The sequence below is a fragment of the Rhizobium sp. RHZ02 genome (assembly GCF_014851575.1).
Lineage (GTDB): Bacteria > Pseudomonadota > Alphaproteobacteria > Rhizobiales > Rhizobiaceae > Rhizobium > Rhizobium altiplani.
This window is the reverse complement of sequence record NZ_JACUZX010000020.1, coordinates 38,249-58,829: the sequence shown is the minus strand read 5'-3', so window position 1 is coordinate 58,829 and position 20,581 is coordinate 38,249. Positions and strand designations below refer to the sequence as shown.

The window sequence follows — 20,581 nt, the reverse complement described above, 5'->3', positions numbered from 1 at the left end:
GGCACGATCGTCGTCCTGCCCCGTGGCCAAACCGCCCGCGGCGCTCTCATACTATTGACGGAGAAGCATTCAATTGTATTCCGGCAGTCGAGAAACCATCTAATAGACAGGCAATGCGGGCCATGTCGTCTCCCTTCTTGTCAGGCGTCATCGTCCGTTTACTGAAAACAAACCATAAGCAGTTGCGTTCTGGCGTGAAAACCGATTGCTTAGAAATATCTACCATTCTGCTCGCAGCTGGTAGAAACGGCACGAAGGATACGGGTCGCCGACAAAACTCAACGCTTCGCTTGTTCGTCAAAGTATGATTACCATGGCGTAGAGAGGTCGGCCCATTTTGAAGACGCGATGAGTAAAGATCTGTTTCAGGTAAAGTTTTGGGGCGTTCGCGGCAGCATCCCGGTCTCGGGCCTCGAATTCGATCGCTATGGCGGCAACACCTCGTGTATCGAAATCCGCTGCGGTGAACACCGGATGATCTTCGACGCCGGATCAGGCGTGCGCGAAGCCGGGCTTGCCATGCTCAACGAGGATGTCAGGGATGTCGACCTGTTCTTCAGCCACTGCCATTACGACCACATCATCGGCCTGCCCTTCTTCAAGGCCATCTACTATCCGACGATCGACCTGACGATCTGGTCGGGCCATCTCGACGGCAAGATGAGCACACGCGAGATGATCGAGCAGTTCATCAGCCCGCCGTGGTTCCCGGTCAAGACCGACATCTGCCAGGCGACGATGAGTTTCCGCGACTTTCACGCCGGCCAGACGCTGGAGCCGCGGCCCGGCGTCAAGATCAAGACGTTCATGCTGAACCATCCGGGCGGTGCGATCGGCTACCGCATTGAATGGCAGGGGCGCTCCGTCGCCCTGATCTACGATATCGAGCATATTCCCGGCGTTTACGATCCGGTTGCGCTTGAAATGATGAAGGACGTCGATCTCGCCGTCTATGATTGCACCTACAACGAAGACGAGATGCAGCGCTTCAAGGGCTTCGGCCATTCCACCTGGCAGCATGGCGTCGAACTGGCCAAGATGGCGGGTACCAGGCAGTTTGCCTTGTTCCACCATGCTCCATCGCGAACCGACACGCAGCTGGAGCAGATGGAACAGGAGGCCCAGGCCGCATTTCCAGGAGCTTTCGCCGCAAGGGACAATCAGGTCCTCGAAATCTAGTCCAGCAGATTGCGCGCCGACATCCAGGCGGCGCCCGGATGTTTCCCGGTCTCCTGGAAGAGGCGGGTCAGGAATTCCCACTCCGATGCACCGTGCACCAGATGGTGGGTGAGAATGCCAACGGGCTCGTCGTCTCGCCCAAAGCGCGCTTTCAATTCTGCCACCAATTCTGCGACAAGGTCGCCATGCGGACGGTTCCCTCGCTGTCCACGCTGGTTTACGACATCGACATGCGTGTTCAACAGGCGGATCGGGCTGTGAGCCGTGGACCTGCCAAATATCGACAGCACATCAAAACCCTGTGCTCCAAGCAGCGGGATGAGCTCGGCGCTAATCCTGTTCCAGGGCGGCACGAGCATTGGAACGAGCCTGGGGCCGTAAAGGCCTTGAAGGGTGACAAGGCCATCGCGCAATTCGCCGAGCACGAGGTCCGCCGGCCGATGGCGGCCAAGCTCCTGTTTCTTTTCCTCCGGGCCGGCATGGTTTGCATGTGACCAGCCGTGAACGGCGACAAGGATATGGTTTTCGCGCAACAGGCGCGTTGCCAGTGCTTCGCCGGTCGAGGCTGGAATGACGGCAATGGTCAGCGGGATGGAAGCTTGACCTGTGAGGGCGAGCAGGCTCTCGAGTGCGTCGGTCGGCTCGATTGCATCATCGTCGCGAAGCCAAAGCCGTGCCCGGCGCCCCGCCGCCTGCCAACGGTCGAGTTCCCGTCGGAGCGGCACCCAGATCTGATCGTCGGTCATGCTTTTCGTCTCACGTAAGTCTGCAAAATGGTGTCGAGGGCTTTCGCCGCGACCTTGAGCGAACGTTCTTTCAGGACGAATTGGCGCGCATTTGCACCCATTGTCGAGCGCCTGCCGGGATCGTCGAGCAAAGCCGCGATTGCCGCGGCAAAGCCAGGCAGATCGCCCTCTGCCGTCAGATAGCCGGTCGTGCCGTCGATGACCACCTCAGGAACGCCCGCCGTCCTCTGGGCGACCACCGGTAACCCGGCCGCCTGCGCCTCCAGATAGGCAAGCCCATAGGCTTCCCCACAACCCGGCCACACATAGATGCCGGAGCGGCTGAGTTCAGCAGCGACTTGTCTGCCATTCAGCTCGCCGAGCCATTCAATACGGCCCGGTTCGAAGGCGCCAAACAGTTGCTCCACGTCGGCCCGCATCGCCCCATCACCGGCGATCGCCAGTGTCCAGGCGCGATCGCCAAGAAGCCTCAGCACCTTGGCCAGCATCGTGTAGCTCTTGATCTTGTCGCCGCTGCGCATCATGGCGACGGCGATCAGTCGTTGTGGCTTTGCCTTATGCAAGGCGGTCTCGAAAAGCGCAGTGTCGATGAAGGGCTTGAGTACGGCGAACGAGCCGGTCGGCAGGACTTCTGCCAGCCCCGCCCTGTCGCGTTCCGTAAAAGCGATGTTGACGGCCGCGTTACCGGCTCCGTCCACAACCAGTTTCTGCAGCGGTGCCCAATCGGTGGCGTCCCGCTTCGCCGAATAGGATGCCTCGGCCGTGACGTAGGGAATGGCGAACTCCCGGCAGAGCGTCGGTCCGAAGAAATCGGGTGACTTGTAGTAGGGATGGTAACAGAACCAGAGATCCGGGCGCAGCCCGCCTAACCAGTCCTTGCGGAGACGTTGCAGTTCGGCTTGTGCCGCCGGCCATAGCCCGGCGGCATCCTCGGCGGTGGCTGCAAAACTGCGGAACTCCGAGACGACCTCGACGGAATGTCCGGCCAGTTCCAGAGCCTTCATGATGAGCCGCGCCATCAGACGGTCACCTGAGGGAACGGGATGGTTCGGGGACTTCAACGGTGCATAGAATGCAACCCGCATCAAAGCGCCTCCGTGGACACACACTGTTTACAATCGATGTCTGGGCTTGCCACGAGAAATTCCGCTATTGTCGGCTTCCTTAGGTTTTGCTGATAGCATGTGAAAGGCGATCACAATCAGAGACGGCGGCAATTCCACCTCAATTCCGTCCTCTCTATTGTATTTGTCATTTGGTATTCAAGAACGGGAATGAATGGCGACGGTCGCTGCCACCAGTATTTTTTCAGAGCGGACGATCAGAAGAGCTCGGCTTGGTTCCGGCCTCGTCATGTTTCTTTTTGTCCTGCTGCATCTGTCCAACCATGCGCTGGGTCTGATCTCCGTCCCGGTAGCCGACGATGGGCGGAGGCTTTTCCTGGCGATCTGGCGCAACCCTGTCGGAACCGTCGTCTTCTACGGCGCCGTCCTCGTTCACATCACGCTGGTGCTGAGGGCGGTCTACAGGCGCCGCAGCCTTGTCATGCCGGCGGGCGAGATGACCCAGATCGTGCTCGGGATCGCGATCCCGCTGCTGTTGATCGACCATGTCATCGGCACGCGAATCGCCCATACGCTGTTTCACTACCGGGACGACTACGAGACCATCGTCCGGTTGCTCTGGATTACCTCTCCTGGCAACGGATGGCGCCAGATCATCGCACTGCTTGCCGTCTGGATCCACGGCTGTATCGGCCTGCATTTCTGGCTTCGCTACCGGCCTTGGTACGACACCATCGCCGCCATGCTTCTCGCAGTCGCGATCCTCTTGCCGGTGCTTGGCATACTCGGCTTCATTGAAATGGGAAGGACGATCGCGGAGCCGGCCTACGAGGGCATGGTCAACACCAACCGCTATCTCGAAAATCTCAATACGCGCTATTACTCGAACCCTGAGGCACAGCGCCAGCTTACCATGATCCGCGCTGGCCTCTACGGCTCGTTTTCGGGCGCGCTTTTGATCGTCGTCGGCGCGCGGACATGGCGACGGTGGAGGGAGCGGGTCAATCAGATCACAGTGCGCTATCCGGGTGGCGAGGCGATCAGCGTGCCGCGCGGCTTTACGGTTCTGGAGGCAAGCCGGCTCGGTGGTTTGCCGCACTATTCCGTCTGCGGCGGCAAGGGGCAATGCTCGACCTGCCGCGTCCAGATCCTTGGCCGATACGAGGATCTGCCGCCGCCTGACAAGCTCGAGCAAACGACGCTGAAGAGGATCAAGGCAGCGCCCGATGTGCGGCTTGCCTGCCAGCTGCGGCCAACTCATGACGTGACGGTTGCACCGCTGCTCGTTGCCGCGCCAGAGGCGACATTGCCGCCAAACGCACAGGAAACTAGCCCCGGACGCGAGCGCGAGATTACGGTTCTCTTCTGCGACATTCGCCATTTCACGTCACTGACGGAAATGCGTCTGCCCTTCGACATCGTATTTTTGCTCAACCGCTATTTCGCCCTGGTTGGCAACGCCGTTGAAAAGGCAGGCGGCCGTGTCGACAAGTTCATCGGTGACGGCGCCATGGCGCTCTTCGGCATCGGCAGTGCGCCTGAAGAGGCATGTCGCCAGGCGCTTGCCGCGGCAGCGGCCATCGTTCGCGACATCGAAAGGCTCGGCGTCGAGCTTTCGGACGAACTATCCATGCCGCTTCACATTGCCATCGGAATTCACACGGGGCCCGCCGTCGTCGGAACGCTGGGCTATGGTCGGGTGCGCAGTCTCACGGCGATCGGCGACACCGTCAACGTTGCAAGCAGGCTGGAGACCGCAGCCAAGGAATTCGATGCAGCCATCGTCATTTCCGACGCGGTCGCAAGCCTTTCCGGGGCCGACACGGCGGGTGTGGAAAGCCGTGAAATCAGCGTGCGCGGTCGCGCCCTGCCCTTGAAAGTCTATGTGATTCCGAGCGACAAGGCCGCCGAACTGATCGAAGGAAAAGATGCATGACGAGCCGCGGCTGGCTCAACACCAAATTCTGGCAGAAACGGCTGCGAAAGGCGCGCAACGCTGTCGCAAAAAGGTTCTTCAATACCCGTACCGGCAGGCGCTTGCTGATCGAGAGCATCGGGCCGCGCGTCGTGTCGATGACGGTCGATGCTGGCGATCACCTGATGACGTTCTCGCCGTCCGACTACATTGGGCGCAAGGTCTTTCGAAAGGGGCACTTCGAGCGCGAGCATGTGGACCGCCTGATTGCGGTGCTGCGTGAGCGCGGGCTCATGCACGGGCGCCATCTTCTGGAGATTGGCGGCAACATCGGGACGCAGACCGTCTATTTCGCACTGAGCGGCGCCTATGATCACATCGTCAGCATCGAGCCCGACCCGCGCAACTTCCCCCTGCTGCAGACCAATATTCGCCAGAACAGGCTCGATCAAATCGTGACGCTGGTCAACTGCGCCGCCGGGGCGACGGCTGGCGAGATCGACTTCTTCATGAACGCCGACAATCACGGCAAGAGCAGCGCGTACCGGAAAAGTGCAAGCGACCAGAAAACGAGCGTCCCGGTCAGACCGGTGACAGAGATCCTCGATGAGCTCTCCATCGATCCCCTCGATATCGGCCTCGTCTGGATGGATATCGAGGGCTATGAGCCTGTCGCCTGCGCCTCGATGGCACCGCTCCTGTCGCGCCGCGTGCCGCTCTACATGGAATTCACGCCGCTCTTTTACGGACCGGAACAGACCCGCGATTTCATCAGGACGCTCGCCGGCTACTACGAGGATTGCCTGGTCTTCTTCGAGGAGGAAGAACAGGAGATGAAGGTCGTCAACCTGCCGGGCAGCATCGAACAGTACGACGTCTTGTTTCTTCCCTGATTATTTCCGCCGATAGAGATAGTAACGGCCTTCCTTGACCCCCGCCGGTAGCTCGAGCGGCTCCAGTTCCGGGCGATCCAGCGGCAGACCGCTGACGGCGATGCCATTCTTGGCAAGTACGCCCGCCATGAGTTGCGGCAGCCAGGTCAATGTGACGGCATCGATATCGTCATGCCCGGTGCCGATATCGGCATGGGCGAGTGCCGCTCCGATACCCAGAAAGGCCTGGCCGGATTCGCGGATATCGCCGGTCACCATATTCTCCGCCGGGGGTGTCGAAGACGAATAGGAGCGAACGTCGCGGTCGAAGGCAATGATGCGACGATCAGGAAAATGCTCGCGCAGATGATCATAGGTGCGGCCGTTGCCAAGGCCGAATTCCAGAACCGGCCCCTCGGTGCCGTTTACCAGCTCGACGATCGCATTCAATATGTCACGCTGAGCCGTCAATCGGCGGATGAAGCTGTCCAGGCGGCTCATCTATGTTCTTGTCCATTCAATCGTTTTTCGAAAGCGGTGCTAGCACATGAAACTGTATGAAGTCGATTGCCGTAGATGGGAAAATGGCGTTGCAGTTACAGCATGGGTCTGTGCTAGGTTTCTCAGATGAACGACATCTCGAATGAAAGATTCTTTGCCGACGTACCCGTTTTCACCGATTTCGAGCGGGTAACCGATACGAGCAACTATCACCCGCTTCCCGACGGCTGGTTCCTGGCCCTTGCCGACATCGTCGGTTCGACGCAGGCGATCGCCGCCGGCCGCTACAAGGACGTCAACATGGCGGGCGTCAGCGTCATTTCAGCCGTCCTGAATGCGGTTGACAAGGGTGACTACCCGTTCGTGTTTGGCGGCGATGGTGCCGTGGTTGCGCTGCCGGGGAACCTCGAGAATGCGGCGCGAAGTGCACTCGCGGCTACGCAGCGATGGGTAGAGGAGGAAATGGGCCTGACGCTGCGCATTGCGGTCGTCCCGCTTGCCGATATTCGCAAGGAAGGCCTGGACGTTCGCGTCGCCCGGCACGCCGCCAGTCCCTTCGTTACCTATGCCATGTTTGCCGGCGGCGGAGCCAGCTGGGCCGAGCGCCAGATGAAGACCGGCCGCTATGGTGTCGAGCCTGCACCGCCAGGGACGCGGCCGGATCTGACCGGTCTCTCCTGTCGGTGGAGCCCGATTGCGGCGCATAATGGCGAGATCGTCTCCATTATCGCCGTACCGGCCGAGGGCGGGCGCCCCAGCCCGGAGTTTCGCAAGCTCGTGATGGACGTCGTGGCTATCTCTTCAGAACAGGGCCGTGGCGGCCACCCGATCCCTGCCGATGGCCCTGAATTTGCCTTTTCACTGCAGGGCGTTGATCGTGAGGCACGGGCAACCGCACTGCCGGGAAAGAGACTGCTGCGGAAGGTGATCATCCTGTTGCAGATCGCGCTTGTCGTCGCGCTCCACAGACTGGGCATCAAGCTTGGCCGTTTCGACGCCCGGCGCTACACCCAAGACGTCTCCGGAAATTCAGATTTCCGCAAGTTCGACGACGGGCTGAAGATGACGATCGACGTCGATGCCGGCCATCTTGGCCGTATCCAGGCGCTCCTCGAAGAGGCGAAAGCAAAGGGCATTGCCCGTTACGGCCTGCACCGGCAGTCCTCGGCGCTGATGACCTGTTTTGTCCCGACACCGGTGTCACGCGACCACGTGCACTTTGTCGACGGTGCCAGCGGCGGCTACGCCGTCGCTGCCAGCCAGATCACGGGCAAGACACTGTCAGCGGTCGATATCACGCCTTGACGATGTGGTCGGCGAACAGCCCGAGGCGCGTGAAGACATTGCGGGTGTCTATGATCAGCGGCGCACGATCTGCGATCACTGCATAGTCGAGCTTGTCATGGTCGGTTGCGACAAGAACTGCATCGTAGGCTTCCAGGGCCCCAGGCGTGAGATCGACCGATTTCCGGCCTTTCAAATGCTGGTATTCGCGCGTCGAGGGGATCTCACCGACATGGGGATCGTGATAGTCGGCCTTGCCGCCGCGCTCTTCGATGATCTCCATCAGGCGCAATGAAGGGCTCTCGCGAATGTCGGCGACGTTCTTCTTGTAGGCGAGGCCAAGGATCAGGATCCGCGAGCGGCTGAGCGCCTTGCCGGCCTTGATGTCGAGTGTTTCGGCAAGTTTGCCGACGACATAACGCGGCATTGCCGAATTGATCTCGCCAGCGAGCTCGATAAAGCGCGTCGGCAACTCGTATTCGCGGGATTTCCAGGTGAGGTAGAAGGGATCGATCGGAATGCAGTGGCCGCCAAGGCCCGGGCCCGGGTAGAAGGGCATGTAGCCGAACGGTTTGGTCTTGGCCGCGTCGATCACTTCCCAGACATCGATTCCCATGGCGGCGTAGACGGTCTTCAGCTCGTTGACGAGCGCGATGTTGACCGACCGAAAGATGTTTTCGGTCAGCTTGACGGCTTCTGCAGTGGCGTTGGAAGACACCGGAACGACGGTTTTGACCGCAGCGCCGTAAAAGCTCTTCATCAGCGCCAGGGCCTCTGCGCCATCGCCGGCGACAACCTTCGGAATTGTCGCCGTATGATAGTGCTGGTTGCCCGGATCCTCACGCTCGGGCGAGAAACCGATGAAGAAGTCGCGGCCGGATTTCAGGCCGGTTTTCTCCAGGATGACCTTGACGACATCATCCGTGGTGCCCGGATAGGTCGTCGATTCCAGCACCACAAGCTGGCCGGCACGCAGGTGCTCTGCAATCGACCGTGACGTTGCCTCCACAAAGGAAAGGTCAGGATCGCGGTGCCTGGTGAGCGGCGTCGGAACACAGATGACAATGACGTCGCAGGCCGCAAGCCCGGCAAAATCCGTCGTGGCCGAAAAGCGCTGGCCGTCAATTTCGGCTGCGAGGTCGTCGCTTGCGACCGCATCGATATAGGAACGCCGCGCATCCAGCGAGACGATCTTGTTCGGGTCGATGTCAAAACCGGTGACAGCAAAGCCGCTGCGGGCAATGGCGATTGCCAGCGGCAAGCCGACATAGCCGAGCCCAATGACACCGGCTCGGGCATTGCGGGTTTCGATCTTGTTTGAAAGGACGTCGTAGGTGGAGGAACTCGCCAAGGCAGGTCTCATCATAGTGCTGAAGGTACCTTGATCTAATGTAAGAGCGCACCAATTGAAACCCGCCGCCAGGGCAATGCCCGCTGACGCAACCGCAAAAACTCGCGCTGCGGCTGTGCCTCGATCCTCCGGCAGTCCCGACCAGTGTGACCAAAAAGGCGCGGATGCGCCAAGAGATTTCACTGCAGGGTCAGAAAATGCGCAGATACCATTGTTTGGGATTGGCCCCGTGCCTATCTACATCGAATAACGAACCACGAGAAAGGACTGCCTATCCTACCCACTTTATCAAGGGTTTGACAGGTGCCGCTGCCGGGTTCCCGGCAGATCGTTGACACAATATTACCGCTCGTCCATCCTCCTTCCCGCCCTGCGCACGGCGTTGCTGCAGGCAGGGTTGCCGACGCTTTTCAGGAATGGACGTGCTTTATGAGGATACTACCAAGAATGGGCACGATCGAATCCAGCGTCTCCTCTATTTTGTTGGATCGGGTCGCTGAATGGCTGACGAATTCGTCGCTGGCCGGAGATGACCTCGAAAGCATCGTTCGCGGATTCTGCGAGCGTATTGCGGCGGCAGGGCTGCCGATCGCGCGCGTGCATCTGACCTTTTCGATGCTGCACCCGCTTTACGACGCATTGAGCTTTACATGGCGACGCGCAAGCGGTGTCACGATCGAGGGTTATCGCCATGCCGCCGGGCAGAAGCCGGACCGCTTCCTGCAGAGCCCCTACTACTATCTCCTGGACAACAACCTGCAGCACATCCGTCGCCGTATACCGGCCGATGGCCCCGCCGAATTCCCGGTCTTCCTCGATCTGCGCGATGAGCGCATCACCGACTATCTGGCTTTCGTCCAGCCATTCGGCGATGGCTCCGTCCAGGGCATGATGGGCTCATGGTCGACGGATAGCCACGCCGGCTTCTCCGACGACATGATCGATGCGCTGTTGCGCATGCAGAACCATCTTGCCGTTGCCGCGAAGATGGCAGTTCTCGGCAAGCTCGCCAACAACATGCTCACCACCTATCTCGGCGGCGATGCGGGCAAGCGGGTGTTGAATGGCCAGATCCGCCGTGGCGACGGCGAGACGATCCGTGCCGCTCTCGTCATGGGGGATATGCGCCAATCGACCGTGTATGCCGAAAAGGAGGGGCGGCAGGCCTACATCGATACGCTGAACCAGTTCTTCGACGCGATCGCTGCGCCATTCAACCGCAATGGCGGCGAGATCCTGAGCTTCCTCGGTGACGGCTTCCTGGCCGTCTATCCCTGTGGCCGGCACAAGGATCCATCCAAGATTGCCTGTCAGGCAGCCCTTTCCGCGGTCCACCAGGCGCAAGCCCGTGTCGCGGAATTGAACCGGGAGCGACTGGATGCCGGCCTGACCAAGGTTTCCTACGGGATCGGCCTGCACGTCGGCAACGTCATGTTCGGCAATGTCGGCCTCAAGGATCGCCTGACTTTTTCGGCGTTCGGCTCGGCCGTCAACGAGGTTCAGCGCTTGCAATCGCTGACGAAGAAATATTCGAGCGAGGTCATCGCAAGCCAGGCCTTTGCCGGCTACTGCGGCGGTGAGTGGCGCACTCTCGGCGAGGAAAAGCTCCGCGGCATCCGCCAAAAAGTCACGGTCTTGCAGCCGCATGTGCCAGCGCCCGTCCTGCATGTCGAGGAGAATTTCCGCGAGGTCGCACCGGCCGCACTTTCCGAGGCGGAGCAGGTCATTCTGCTTCATCGCGATGCTAGAAAGCAGGCCAAAAGACCGACGGTGGAGGAATTCGTCCAGTAGAGATACCAGGGCGCAGATTCAGCCGAGATTTAATCTTCCTCAGCCTGTAAAATGCCAGGGTTTTCACGTGTCCGTCATCAACTGGACACCCCGATTGCGGTACGGTAGTGTGCCTTAACGGGAACATGGAAAAACTGGGGAATTTCATTGGTATGGCGTCCGCCTCGGATCTGTTGCGCATCGAGAACCTCGACGTTTCTTTCTCGGTTTTCGGCGATCGCCTGCGCGTCGTAAAAAACGCGAATATCCGTATTTTGCCGGGCAAGGTCACTGCGCTCGTCGGAGAATCCGGCTCAGGTAAATCGGTCATCAGCCAAAGCATCATGGGCATCCTGCCAAACCCGGCAACGGCCGAGGGGCAGATCCTCTTTACCGACCCGCTGGATGGCAAGACGACAGACATTCTGCGCTATTCCCGCGACAGCGAGGAGATGCGTGACCTGCGTGGCCGCCGCATGGCGACGATCTTTCAGGAGCCGATGACCTCGCTGTCGCCGCTCCACACCGTCGGCAATCAGATCAGTGAAGCACTCCTCATCCACACGGAAGCCGACAAGAAGGAGGCGCGCGAAAAGACCGAGGAGATGCTGGCTCTTGTCGGCTTTGCCAATCCGAAGCGCACCTTCGACATGTATCCCTTCGAGCTCTCGGGCGGCATGCGCCAGCGCGCGATGATCGCAATGGCGCTGATCTGCAATCCGGCGCTCCTGATCGCCGACGAGCCGACGACGGCGCTCGACGTTACAATTCAGGCACAGATCCTGGAGCTGCTGCGCGACCTGCAGCACAAGCTCGGAATGGCGATGCTGCTGATCACGCATGATCTCGGCGTCGTTGCCAACATGGCCGACGAGGTGGTGGTGATCTATCATGGCGAGATCATGGAGGCGGGACCAGTCGAGTCGATCTTCCGCAACCCGCAGCATCCTTACCTCAAGGGCCTGATGGCCGCCGTGCCGCATTTCGACATGAAGCCCGGCGAACGTCTCAAGGCGCTGCGCGACGTGCCTGTCAACCTCGAGTCCCTGATCGGCAAGAAGAAGGTGAAGGCAGAAGGGCCGGAGATCCTGCTTTCCGTCAATAACCTCTCCAAGACCTTCAAGACCCGCAATCGCGGCCTTTTTGGAACGCGCGAAGCTGCGCTCGTTCATGCTGTCGACGATGTCAGCTTTGACATCCGCCGAGGGGAATGCCTGGGGCTCGTCGGCGAATCCGGCTGCGGCAAGACGACGGTCAGCAAGATCTTGATGCGGGCCGTGAGGCCGGACGGTGGCTCGGTGGTCTTCAATGATGGCAAGGACGTGATCGACGTCCTGTCTGTTTCGGGCGACGATCTGCAGGAGCTGCGCACCAAGATACAGATGGTGTTCCAGGATCCGGTCTCGTCCCTGTCACCGCGCATGACCGTGCGCAACATCCTCAGCGAGCCGCTGGAGATCCATGACCGCGGGGATAGCGCCGAGCGCAAGCAGAGGGTAGAGGCGCTGATGGGTGCGATCGGCCTCGACCGGCGCTATCTGAACCGCTACCCGCACAGTTTTTCCGGCGGGCAGCGCCAGCGCATCGGCATTGCGCGCGCGCTGGCACTCGGGCCAAAGCTCATCATTCTCGACGAGCCTGTATCGGCCCTCGACGTTTCCGTCCAGGCACAGATCCTGAACCTTTTGAAAGACCTGCAGAAGGATCTCGGACTGACATATCTCTTCATTTCGCACAATCTGGCGGTCGTCGACTACATGGCCGACCGCATCGCGGTGATGTGCAAGGGGCGCATCGTCGAGATTGCCCCGCGTGAGATCATTCTGCGCGATCCGGTGCATCCCTATACGAAGTCGCTCCTGGCGGCAGTCCCCTTCCCCGACCTCAACCGTCCGCTCGATTTCGAGGCGCTGAGAAGAAACGGCGCCGCAGACAAGCAGAACTGGGGCATTACCTTTACGGCGGAGCATGATGATGCGTCCGAGCTCGCCTACGCTGATCTCGGCAACGGCCATCTTGTGCGTGCCCGCAAGGGTGCAGACGCAAAGGAGCTTCGCTCATGGTAACGCGGCGTACGTTTCTCGGTGGTCTTATCGGTTCGGCAGTGTTGCCCTCGGCTGTCAAGGCGGCGGCGGATCGCGATATCGAACCCGAGTTCCTCAGGGATTGGCTGCGCGCAGGGCGCATTCCTCCCATGGTGGATCGCCTGCCGACGCATCCCCGGATCGTCAAGATGAAGGATACGGGGCGCCAGCCGGGCGTCTATGGCGGCACGGTGCGCACGATCATCGGCAGCCAGAAGGATATCCGCTACATGACCGTCTATGGCTATTCGCGCCTGGTCGGTTACGACAAGCATCTGATGTTCCAGCCTGATATTCTCCTGGGTTTCGAATCCAAGGATGACACGGTCTTCACCTTCTATCTCCGCGAAGGTCACCGCTGGTCCGACGGCGCACCCTTTACGGTGGACGATTTCCGCTACTGGTGGGAGGACGTGATCCTCAACAAGGACCTGACACCTGGTGGTGGCGCGCTCGAGTTGCGACCCCATGGCACATTGCCGAAATTCGAAGTGCTCGACGCTTTGACAGTTCGCTACACCTGGGAGCGACCCAATCCGATGTTCCTGCCGGCGCTTGCCGGTCCGCTGCCGCTCGTGATCTTCGGGCCGGGGCACTATCTCAAGCAGTTTCACAAGAAATACCAGGACGATTTCCGTATTTCGGCGCTGATGAAGGAAAACCGCGTCAAGAAGTGGGCGGATCTGCACATCAAGATGTCGCGTTCCTCGCGTCCTGAAAATCCGGACCTGCCGACGCTCGATCCCTGGCGCAACACGACGCCGCTGCCGGCCGACCAATTCGTGTTCGTGCGAAACCCGTTTTTCCATCGGGTCGACGAGAACGGGGTGCAACTCCCCTACATCGACAAGTTCATCCTCAACGTCAGTTCATCCTCGATCATCGCCGCCAAGGCGGGCGCCGGTGAATCCGACCTGCAGGCCACTGGCGTCGACTTCAACGATTACACCTTCCTCAAGGATGCCGAAAAGCGGTTCCCCGTAAAGGTCAACCTGTGGAAGCAGGTGCGCGGATCGCGCGTGGCGCTCCTGCCGAACCTCAACTGCGCCGACGAGGTCTGGCGCAAACTGTTCCGGGATACGCGCTTCCGCCGCGCACTGTCGATGTCGATCGATCGGCATGAGATCAACATGGTTGCCTTCTATGGTCTCGGCAAGGCAAGCGCTGATACCGTCTTGCCCGATAGCCCCCTCTTCAGACCCGAATATGCAGAAGCCTTCATTGCTCATGATCCCGATCAGGCAAACAAGCTCCTGGACGAGCTCGGGCTGGCGAACCGTGGCGCCGATGGCATTCGGCTGTTGCCGGATGGTCGCCGTGCCGAAATCACCGTGGAGACCGCTGGCGAAAGCAACCTCGACACGGACGTTTTGGAACTGGTGCGTGATCATTGGTTTGAGGTCGGCCTTGCTCTTTATACCCGCACCTCACAACGCGACGTTTTCCGCAGCCGCGCCATGAGCGGCACGATCATGATGTCGATCTGGTACGGCATCGAGAATGGGGTTGCGACCGCGGACATGCCTCCGGGGCAGCTTGCGCCAACCGTCGACGATCAACTGCAATGGCCGCTTTGGGGGATGTATCACCTGTCGGCCGGGCAGGAAGGCAGCGCCCCGGACCTCGAGGAAGTGCAGCAGCTCGTCGCGCTTCTCAAACAGTGGGGTGATACCACGAGATTCGAGGAGCGAGAGGTGATCTGGCATCAGATGCTGGCGCTCTATACACAGCAGGTCTTCTCGATCGGCCTCATCAACAGCACGCTGCAGCCGATCGTCCGATCCGCCAGATTGCAGAACGTGCCGGATGAGGGCCTCTATGGTTTTGACCCGACATCCTATCTCGGCCTCTACATGCCGGATGCCTTCTGGTTCAAGGAGGCTTGAGGGATGCTGAAATACATCCTCTGGCGCATTGCTGCGATGGTGCCGACACTGTTCATCATCTCGGCGCTGGTCTTCACCATCATCGAACTTCCGCCGGGCGACTTTTTCGAAAGCCAGATCGCCGAACTGCGGGCGCAGGGCGAGAGCGCCAACCTGCAGGAAATCGAAGAACTCAGGATACAATACGGTTTCGACAGGCCCGAGATCGTCCGCTACTTCTTCTGGGTCGGCGGCATGCTGCACGGGGACTTCGGCTATTCGTTCGAATACCAGTTGCCGGTCTCGGAAGTCGTCGGTGATCGCCTCTGGCTGACGATGCTCGTTTCCTTTACCACGATCCTGCTGACGTGGTTGATCGCCTTTCCGATCGGGATCTATTCGGCGACCCATCAGTATAGTTGGGGCGACTACGGGCTGACCTTTCTCGGATTGCTCGGCATCGCCATCCCGAACTTCATGCTGGCTCTGATCCTGATGTACTTCGCCAACATCTGGTTCGGCGTCTCGATCGGCCACTTGATGGACCAAAGGTTCCTCAACGAACCGATGAGCTGGGAAAAGGCGCGGTCCATTCTCTCGCATCTGTGGATTCCGGTCATTATCGTCGGCACTGCGGGGACGGCCGGCATGATCCGGCGGCTTCGCGCCAATCTGCTCGACGAGATGCAGAAACAATACGTCGTCACCGCCCGTGCCAAGGGGCTTCACCCGCTTCGCGCGCTCGTGAAGTATCCGCTGCGCATGGCTCTCAACTTCTTCGTTGCCGATATCGGATCGATCCTGCCTTCGATCATCTCAGGGGCGGAAATCGTCGCCATCGTGCTGTCGCTCGAGACGACAGGCCCCATGCTCATCAAGGCCCTGCAGAGCCAGGACATGTATCTTGCGGGTTCGTTCCTGATGTTCCTCGCCTTCCTCAACGTCATCGGGGTGCTCGTCTCCGATATCGCACTTGGCTTTCTCGATCCGCGTATCCGCCTGCAAGGCAGGAGCACCAAATAGATGTCGCCCTTGCCACCGCCCGGCGCGCCAATGCCGCATTATGTTTCGACCGCACCCTTCGATCCCATGGCGACCGAGGGGATGACGGCTGCGCAATCGCGCATCCACCTTGCCTCGCAGAAGCAGTTGATGTGGTGGAAGTTCAAGCAGCACCGGCTGGCACTTGCCTCCGGCATTTTTCTGCTTGCGCTCTACTCCATGATTATCATCGTCGAGTTCATTGCGCCCTATGGGCTGCATACCAAGAATGTGGACTTCATCCATTCCCCGCCACAGCGCGTGCACTTCTTCCACGATGGCAAATTCGTCGGCCCCTTCGTCTACGGGCGCTCCATGTCGCTCGATCTCGACACCCTCCATCGGCTTTACTCGGACAAGCCGGATGAGGTGCACCCGATCCGCTTCTTCTGCCGCGGCGATTCCTACAAGTTCTGGGGACTGGTCAAATCGGATCTTCACCTGGTTTGTCCGGCAGTCGGCGGGCAGATGTTCCTGCTTGGCACTGACCGCCTCGGCCGTGATGTGCTGTCGCGCATTCTCTACGGCGCCCGCATTTCGCTGACGATCGGCCTGATCGGTATCGCCATCAGCTTCTGCCTCGGGATCGTCATCGGCGGATTGGCAGGCTATTGGGGCGGCGTCTTCGATCTGATCGTCCAGCGCGTCATCGAAGTTCTTCAGTCGCTGCCAAGCCTTCCGCTCTGGATGGCGCTGGCTGCGATCATGCCTGTCACGTGGAGCCCCATCGTCATCTATTTCGGGATCACGGTCATCCTCGGTATCATCGACTGGACTGGTCTTGCGCGAGCCGTGCGCTCGAAGCTCTTGGCCCTGCGTGAAGAGGATTATGTCCAGGCTGCCCAGCTGATGGGCGCCAGCACGCCGCGCATCATCGGCCGGCATCTTGTTCCAGGCTTCATGTCCCACCTGATCGCCTCTGCCACGATCTCGATTCCCGGCATGATTCTCGGCGAGACGGCGCTCAGCTTCCTTGGCCTCGGTCTGCGCCCGCCGATCACCAGCTGGGGCATTCTGCTGACAGAAGCAAAGAGCGTAAGCGTCATCGCTTTCTATCCATGGTTGCTTTTTCCGATTATACCTGTCGTTCTGGTGATTTTGGCGTTCAACTTTCTGGGAGACGGCTTGCGCGATGCGGCAGATCCCTACAAATAGCGGCCAGCCCGGCGGAGCACTGCTTTGTCTTTTGACGGCCAGCAAAAAACCGGCGGTGCTCGTATGATCCACAGCGCAGAAGGATTGCCCATGGCACGGCGCCTGGAAGATGCCCGTATCCTCATGTACAGCCACGACACGTTCGGGCTCGGCCATTTGCGCCGCTGCCGCGCGATCGCGCATGCTCTGGTCGAGGATTATCGCGGGCTTAATATTCTGATCATCTCCGGAGCCACGATTGCCGGCGCGTTCGATTACCGGGCGCGCGTCGACTTCGTGAAGATCCCGAGTGTCATCAAGCTTCGCAACGGCGAATATACGTCGATGGCGAGCCATATCGATCTGCATGAAACGCTGAAGATGCGTGAGTCGAGTATTCGACACACCGCCGAAACCTTCCAGCCCGACATTTTCATCGTCGACAAGGAACCGATGGGACTGAAGGGCGAAGTCGAGGAGACGCTGGCCTATCTGAAGGCGCAGGGCACCGTTCTGGTGCTTGGCCTGCGCGAGATCATGGATGCCCCCCACCTGCTTGATGCCGAATGGAAGCGGAACGGCATCATGCAGAAGATCGACCAGTATTACGATTCCATCTGGGTCTATGGACCGCCTGATTTCTACGATCCGCTGATCGGCCTTGACGTTCCGGCAAGTGTGCGCAGAAAGATGGATTTCGTCGGATTTCTGCAGCGCAGTGTTTCCACGAGCAAGACCTCGATCAATGCGCGCTCGGACAATTACATTCTGGTCACGACCGGCGGTGGCGGCGATGGGTCCGATCTCGTCCACGATGTCATGAACGCCTATGAGCAAGACCCTTCCCTGCAGCAAAAGGCGCTTGTCGTGCTCGGCCCCTATATGCCGGCTGCCGAGCGCTCCAAGCTGGTGGCCAAAGGGTCCCGCATTCCCTACATAGAGGTGATCGAGTTCGACAATAATATGGAAGAGCTGATCGTGGGGGCCACCGGCGTTGTGGCCATGGGTGGCTATAACACCTATTGCGAGATCCTTTCATTCGACAAGCCTGCACTCATTGTTCCCAGGGTGAAACCACGCGAAGAGCAGCTGCTGCGCGCCAGGCGAGCGAGCGAACTCGGACTGATCGACATGCTGCTGCCGGACCAGTCGGCAGATCCCAAGGTGATGTCCGAGGCCCTGAAACGGCTTCCCGAACGCGCGCCGCCGTCCAAGAGTGGCTGTACCTTGCAGTTGCAGGGCCTCGATCACATTTCGCAGACGGTCGGACATTGGCTGGATGGCCGGGGCCCGCATCTGTCCGTCGTCGGGGCCGAGTGAAGAACAAGATCTTGTCGAAGCGTCGTAAGATTCTCGTTGTGCTGAAAGGCTACCCGCGCCTTTCGGAGACCTTTATCGCCCAGGAACTGCTCGGCCTGGAGAAGGCGGGGTTTGACCTGACCTTGATCTCGATGCGCCGGCCAACCGACAAGAAGCGGCATCCCGTGCATGACGAGATCAGGGCACGCGTCGTCTATCTGCCCGAGTATCTTCACGAAGAGCCGATCCGCGTGCTGAAGGGGCTGTTTGCGAGCTTCCTGCGGCCCGGGATCAAGGCTCTCTGGCAGCGCTTCCTCAAGGACCTCCCACGTGACATTTCTCGCAACCGCTTCAGGCGGCTTGGACAGGCGATGGTGCTCGCACGCGAATGGCCGGATAGCGGTGAGTGGCTGCACGCACATTTCATCCATACCCCTGCCTCCGTGACCGAATATGCGAGCATCCTCACCGGTGTGCCCTGGACCTGTTCGGCCCATGCCAAGGACATCTGGACATCGCCGGACTGGGAGTTGCATGAGAAGCTTGGCAGCGCCCGCTGGACGGTGACCTGCACACGAAGCGGCTATGAGCACATGCGCACCTTGACCCCCCGCAAGGACGCCGTACATCTGAGCTATCACGGCCTCGATTTGGCGCGTTTCGGGCATTTCGGCGGCCAGCGATCGCAGCGCGACGGCAGCAATCCGGCGGACCCTGTCTTTATTCTCAGTGTTGGCCGTGCCGTCGAGAAGAAGGGCTACGAGACGTTGCTCAAGGCACTCGCACTGCTGCCCGGCGACGTGCACTGGCGTTTCGAGCACATCGGCGGCGGCGACAAGCTGCCGAAGCTGAAGGCACTTGCTGCGGATCTCAATCTGACGGATCGGATCAGCTGGAAGGGCGCACTCGCACAGGAGGACGTGCTCGATCACTACCGCCAGGCCGATGTTTTCGCACTGGCCTGCCGGATTGCATCCAATGGCGATCGCGATGGTTTGCCGAATGTCTTGGTGGAGGCATCGAGCCAGCGCCTGCCTTGTATCTCGACGTCGGTATCCGGCGTGCCGGAGCTTCTTGTCGACGGTGAAAACGGCAGGCTCGTGCCACCCGAGGATCCTGCGGCGTTTGCGGCGGCACTCGAGACACTGATCCGCGATCCTGCCTCACGGTCGCGGCTGGGAGATGCGGCCGAAAGACGCGTGCGCGAGCATTTTGACCACGAGGTGAGCATCACCGAGCTCGGCCATCTGTTTGAACAGGAATGGCAGAAAGCCTCATGAACGCGCCCCGGGTCTTTTTCTATGTCCAGCATTTGCTTGGCATCGGGCATATTGCCCGGGCAAGCCGCATCGCGAGCGCGCTTGTCAGCGACGGGTTCGACGTCACTGTCGTGACCGGTGGGCTGCCGGTTCCGGGTTTCCCGGGAGACGGCATCAGGACGGTGGCTCTTCCAGCGGTCGTGGCAAGCAATGCCGGCTTTTCCGGACTTGCGGACAGCAATGGTGTTGCCGCCGACGAGGCGTTCCTGCGCAAACGCCGGGATCTGCTGCTCGCGGCCTTCCATGATACAGCGCCCGACGTCGTCATCATCGAAGCGTTTCCTTTTGGCCGCCGGCAGATGCGGTTCGAGCTGCTCCCGCTTCTTGATGCAATCGAGGAAGCGCATCCACGGCCGAAGCTTTTCAGCTCGGTGCGCGATATCCTCCAGCAGAACCGGAAACCCGGGCGCGACGAGGAGACCGTGGCGCTGGTCAGAGATCATTTCGACGGCGTCCTGGTGCACGGGGATCCGAGCTTCGTTCGCCTGGAAGATACCTTTCCGCTGACGGCCGAAATTGCCTCCAAGCTCCTCTATACCGGCTTGGTGGCCGCCGCGCGGGCGGCTGATCCTGAAGAGACCTTCGACATTGTTGCATCCGCTGGTGGCGGAGCCGTCGGCCTCGACCTGCTTCGTGCGGCCAATGGCGCGGCCGCGATGTTGCCGGCGAACCTGCGGTGGCTGCTGATCAGCGGGCCGAACCTTCCCGAGGCGGACTTCGCCAGCCTTTCGAAGGCAACGCCCTCGAACGTGACGCTGACCCGGTTTCGAAAGGATTTCCCATCGCTGCTTCGCGGCGCGCGGGTTTCCATCTCGCAGGCGGGCTATAACACCGTTGGCGATCTGCTTCAGACCGACTGCCGGATGATCCTCATTCCCTTCGTTGCCGGTGGAGAGACGGAACAAACGGTCCGCGCGGAACGGTTGAGGACACTCGGGCTCGCCGAGATCCTGCCGGAGGCCGGTCTGACGTTCGAGATCGTTGCCAATGCGGTCAGCGCGGCGCTCGCAAAACCGCGGGCAGCCTCGGCATTGCTTGATCTCGGGGGGGCCGGCAAAACGGCATCAATCATTCGGTCCATGATTGGGTGAAAGCCTCGCACTTTGCAAAAATGATGTGATATAAACAACGTCCCGGCGAGAATCGGCATGACGATG

16 protein-coding genes are annotated in these 20,581 nt (G+C 60.1%); 12 read left to right on the top strand and 4 right to left on the bottom strand.

The genetic code is table 11. The features are described from left to right. Positions 1-348: 348 nt before the first annotated feature. Complete coding sequence (locus IB244_RS23040) at positions 349-1,179, top strand: MBL fold metallo-hydrolase (RefSeq protein ID WP_192305737.1); 831 nt, start codon at positions 349-351, stop codon at positions 1,177-1,179. On the opposite strand, the gene IB244_RS23035 is transcribed toward IB244_RS23040, so the two are convergent. Further along, entirely contained in the window at positions 1,176-1,925 is a 750-nt protein-coding gene (locus IB244_RS23035; protein ID WP_192305735.1) for a polysaccharide deacetylase family protein, read from the bottom strand. The genes IB244_RS23040 and IB244_RS23035 overlap by 4 nt on opposite strands. Then, positions 1,922-3,010, bottom strand: coding sequence for a glycosyltransferase family 4 protein (locus IB244_RS23030; protein WP_192305733.1), 1,089 nt, complete (start codon positions 3,008-3,010; stop codon positions 1,922-1,924). The genes IB244_RS23035 and IB244_RS23030 overlap by 4 nt, the downstream gene beginning before the upstream one ends. A gap of 193 nt (positions 3,011-3,203) precedes the next feature. Here IB244_RS23030 and IB244_RS23025 point away from each other — a divergent pair, with 193 nt between their 5' ends. Both IB244_RS23025 and IB244_RS23020 read left to right on the top strand, forming a co-directional pair. Continuing rightward, positions 3,204-4,925, top strand: coding sequence for an adenylate/guanylate cyclase domain-containing protein (locus tag IB244_RS23025; RefSeq protein ID WP_192305731.1), 1,722 nt, complete (start codon positions 3,204-3,206; stop codon positions 4,923-4,925). Next, complete coding sequence (locus IB244_RS23020; RefSeq protein WP_113113156.1) at positions 4,922-5,797, top strand: FkbM family methyltransferase; 876 nt, start codon at positions 4,922-4,924, stop codon at positions 5,795-5,797. Before IB244_RS23025 ends, IB244_RS23020 begins: the two co-directional genes overlap by 4 nt. Here the strand turns inward: IB244_RS23020 and IB244_RS23015 are convergent, their stop codons facing one another. After that, on the bottom strand, positions 5,798-6,277 hold the full coding sequence (locus IB244_RS23015) for a class I SAM-dependent methyltransferase (protein ID WP_192305729.1): 480 nt from the start codon (positions 6,275-6,277) through the stop codon (positions 5,798-5,800). A 126-nt stretch (positions 6,278-6,403) separates the two neighbouring features. Here IB244_RS23015 and IB244_RS23010 point away from each other — a divergent pair, with 126 nt between their 5' ends. Next, a complete protein-coding gene (locus tag IB244_RS23010; RefSeq protein ID WP_192305727.1) occupies positions 6,404-7,582 on the top strand; it encodes a DUF3095 domain-containing protein in 1,179 nt (392 codons plus the stop codon). On the opposite strand, the gene IB244_RS23005 is transcribed toward IB244_RS23010, so the two are convergent. Beyond that, positions 7,572-8,927, bottom strand: a complete 1,356-nt coding sequence (locus IB244_RS23005; RefSeq protein WP_192305725.1) for a nucleotide sugar dehydrogenase — start codon at positions 8,925-8,927, stop codon at positions 7,572-7,574. The genes IB244_RS23010 and IB244_RS23005 overlap by 11 nt on opposite strands. A 432-nt stretch (positions 8,928-9,359) precedes the next feature. Here IB244_RS23005 and IB244_RS23000 point away from each other — a divergent pair, with 432 nt between their 5' ends. The 8 genes from IB244_RS23000 to IB244_RS22965 all read left to right on the top strand — a co-directional run bounded on the left by IB244_RS23000 (position 9,360) and on the right by IB244_RS22965 (position 20,515). After that, complete coding sequence (locus IB244_RS23000; RefSeq protein ID WP_018856655.1) at positions 9,360-10,703, top strand: adenylate/guanylate cyclase domain-containing protein; 1,344 nt, start codon at positions 9,360-9,362, stop codon at positions 10,701-10,703. A gap of 152 nt (positions 10,704-10,855) precedes the next feature. Further along, on the top strand, positions 10,856-12,748 hold the full coding sequence (locus IB244_RS22995; protein ID WP_192305723.1) for an ABC transporter ATP-binding protein: 1,893 nt from the start codon (positions 10,856-10,858) through the stop codon (positions 12,746-12,748). Continuing rightward, positions 12,742-14,652, top strand: coding sequence for an ABC transporter substrate-binding protein (locus IB244_RS22990; protein ID WP_192305721.1), 1,911 nt, complete (start codon positions 12,742-12,744; stop codon positions 14,650-14,652). The genes IB244_RS22995 and IB244_RS22990 overlap by 7 nt, the downstream gene beginning before the upstream one ends. 3 nt (positions 14,653-14,655) lie before the next feature. Then, positions 14,656-15,654, top strand: coding sequence for an ABC transporter permease (locus tag IB244_RS22985; protein ID WP_018856658.1), 999 nt, complete (start codon positions 14,656-14,658; stop codon positions 15,652-15,654). Next, positions 15,655-16,827 (top strand): ABC transporter permease, encoded by a 1,173-nt coding sequence (locus tag IB244_RS22980; RefSeq protein ID WP_192305719.1) that lies wholly within the window; start codon positions 15,655-15,657, stop codon positions 16,825-16,827. It begins immediately after the preceding gene. Between the two features lie 90 nt (positions 16,828-16,917). Further along, the gene (locus IB244_RS22975) at positions 16,918-18,126 is read left to right on the top strand and encodes a glycosyltransferase family protein (RefSeq protein ID WP_018856660.1); all 1,209 of its coding nucleotides are present in this window, start codon (positions 16,918-16,920) and stop codon (positions 18,124-18,126) included. A gap of 11 nt (positions 18,127-18,137) precedes the next feature. Further along, positions 18,138-19,385: a glycosyltransferase gene (locus tag IB244_RS22970; RefSeq protein ID WP_192305717.1), complete on the top strand. Its 1,248-nt coding sequence runs from the start codon at positions 18,138-18,140 to the stop codon at positions 19,383-19,385. After that, positions 19,382-20,515, top strand: a complete 1,134-nt coding sequence (locus tag IB244_RS22965; protein WP_192305715.1) for a glycosyltransferase family protein — start codon at positions 19,382-19,384, stop codon at positions 20,513-20,515. Before IB244_RS22970 ends, IB244_RS22965 begins: the two co-directional genes overlap by 4 nt. Positions 20,516-20,581 lie beyond the last annotated feature (66 nt).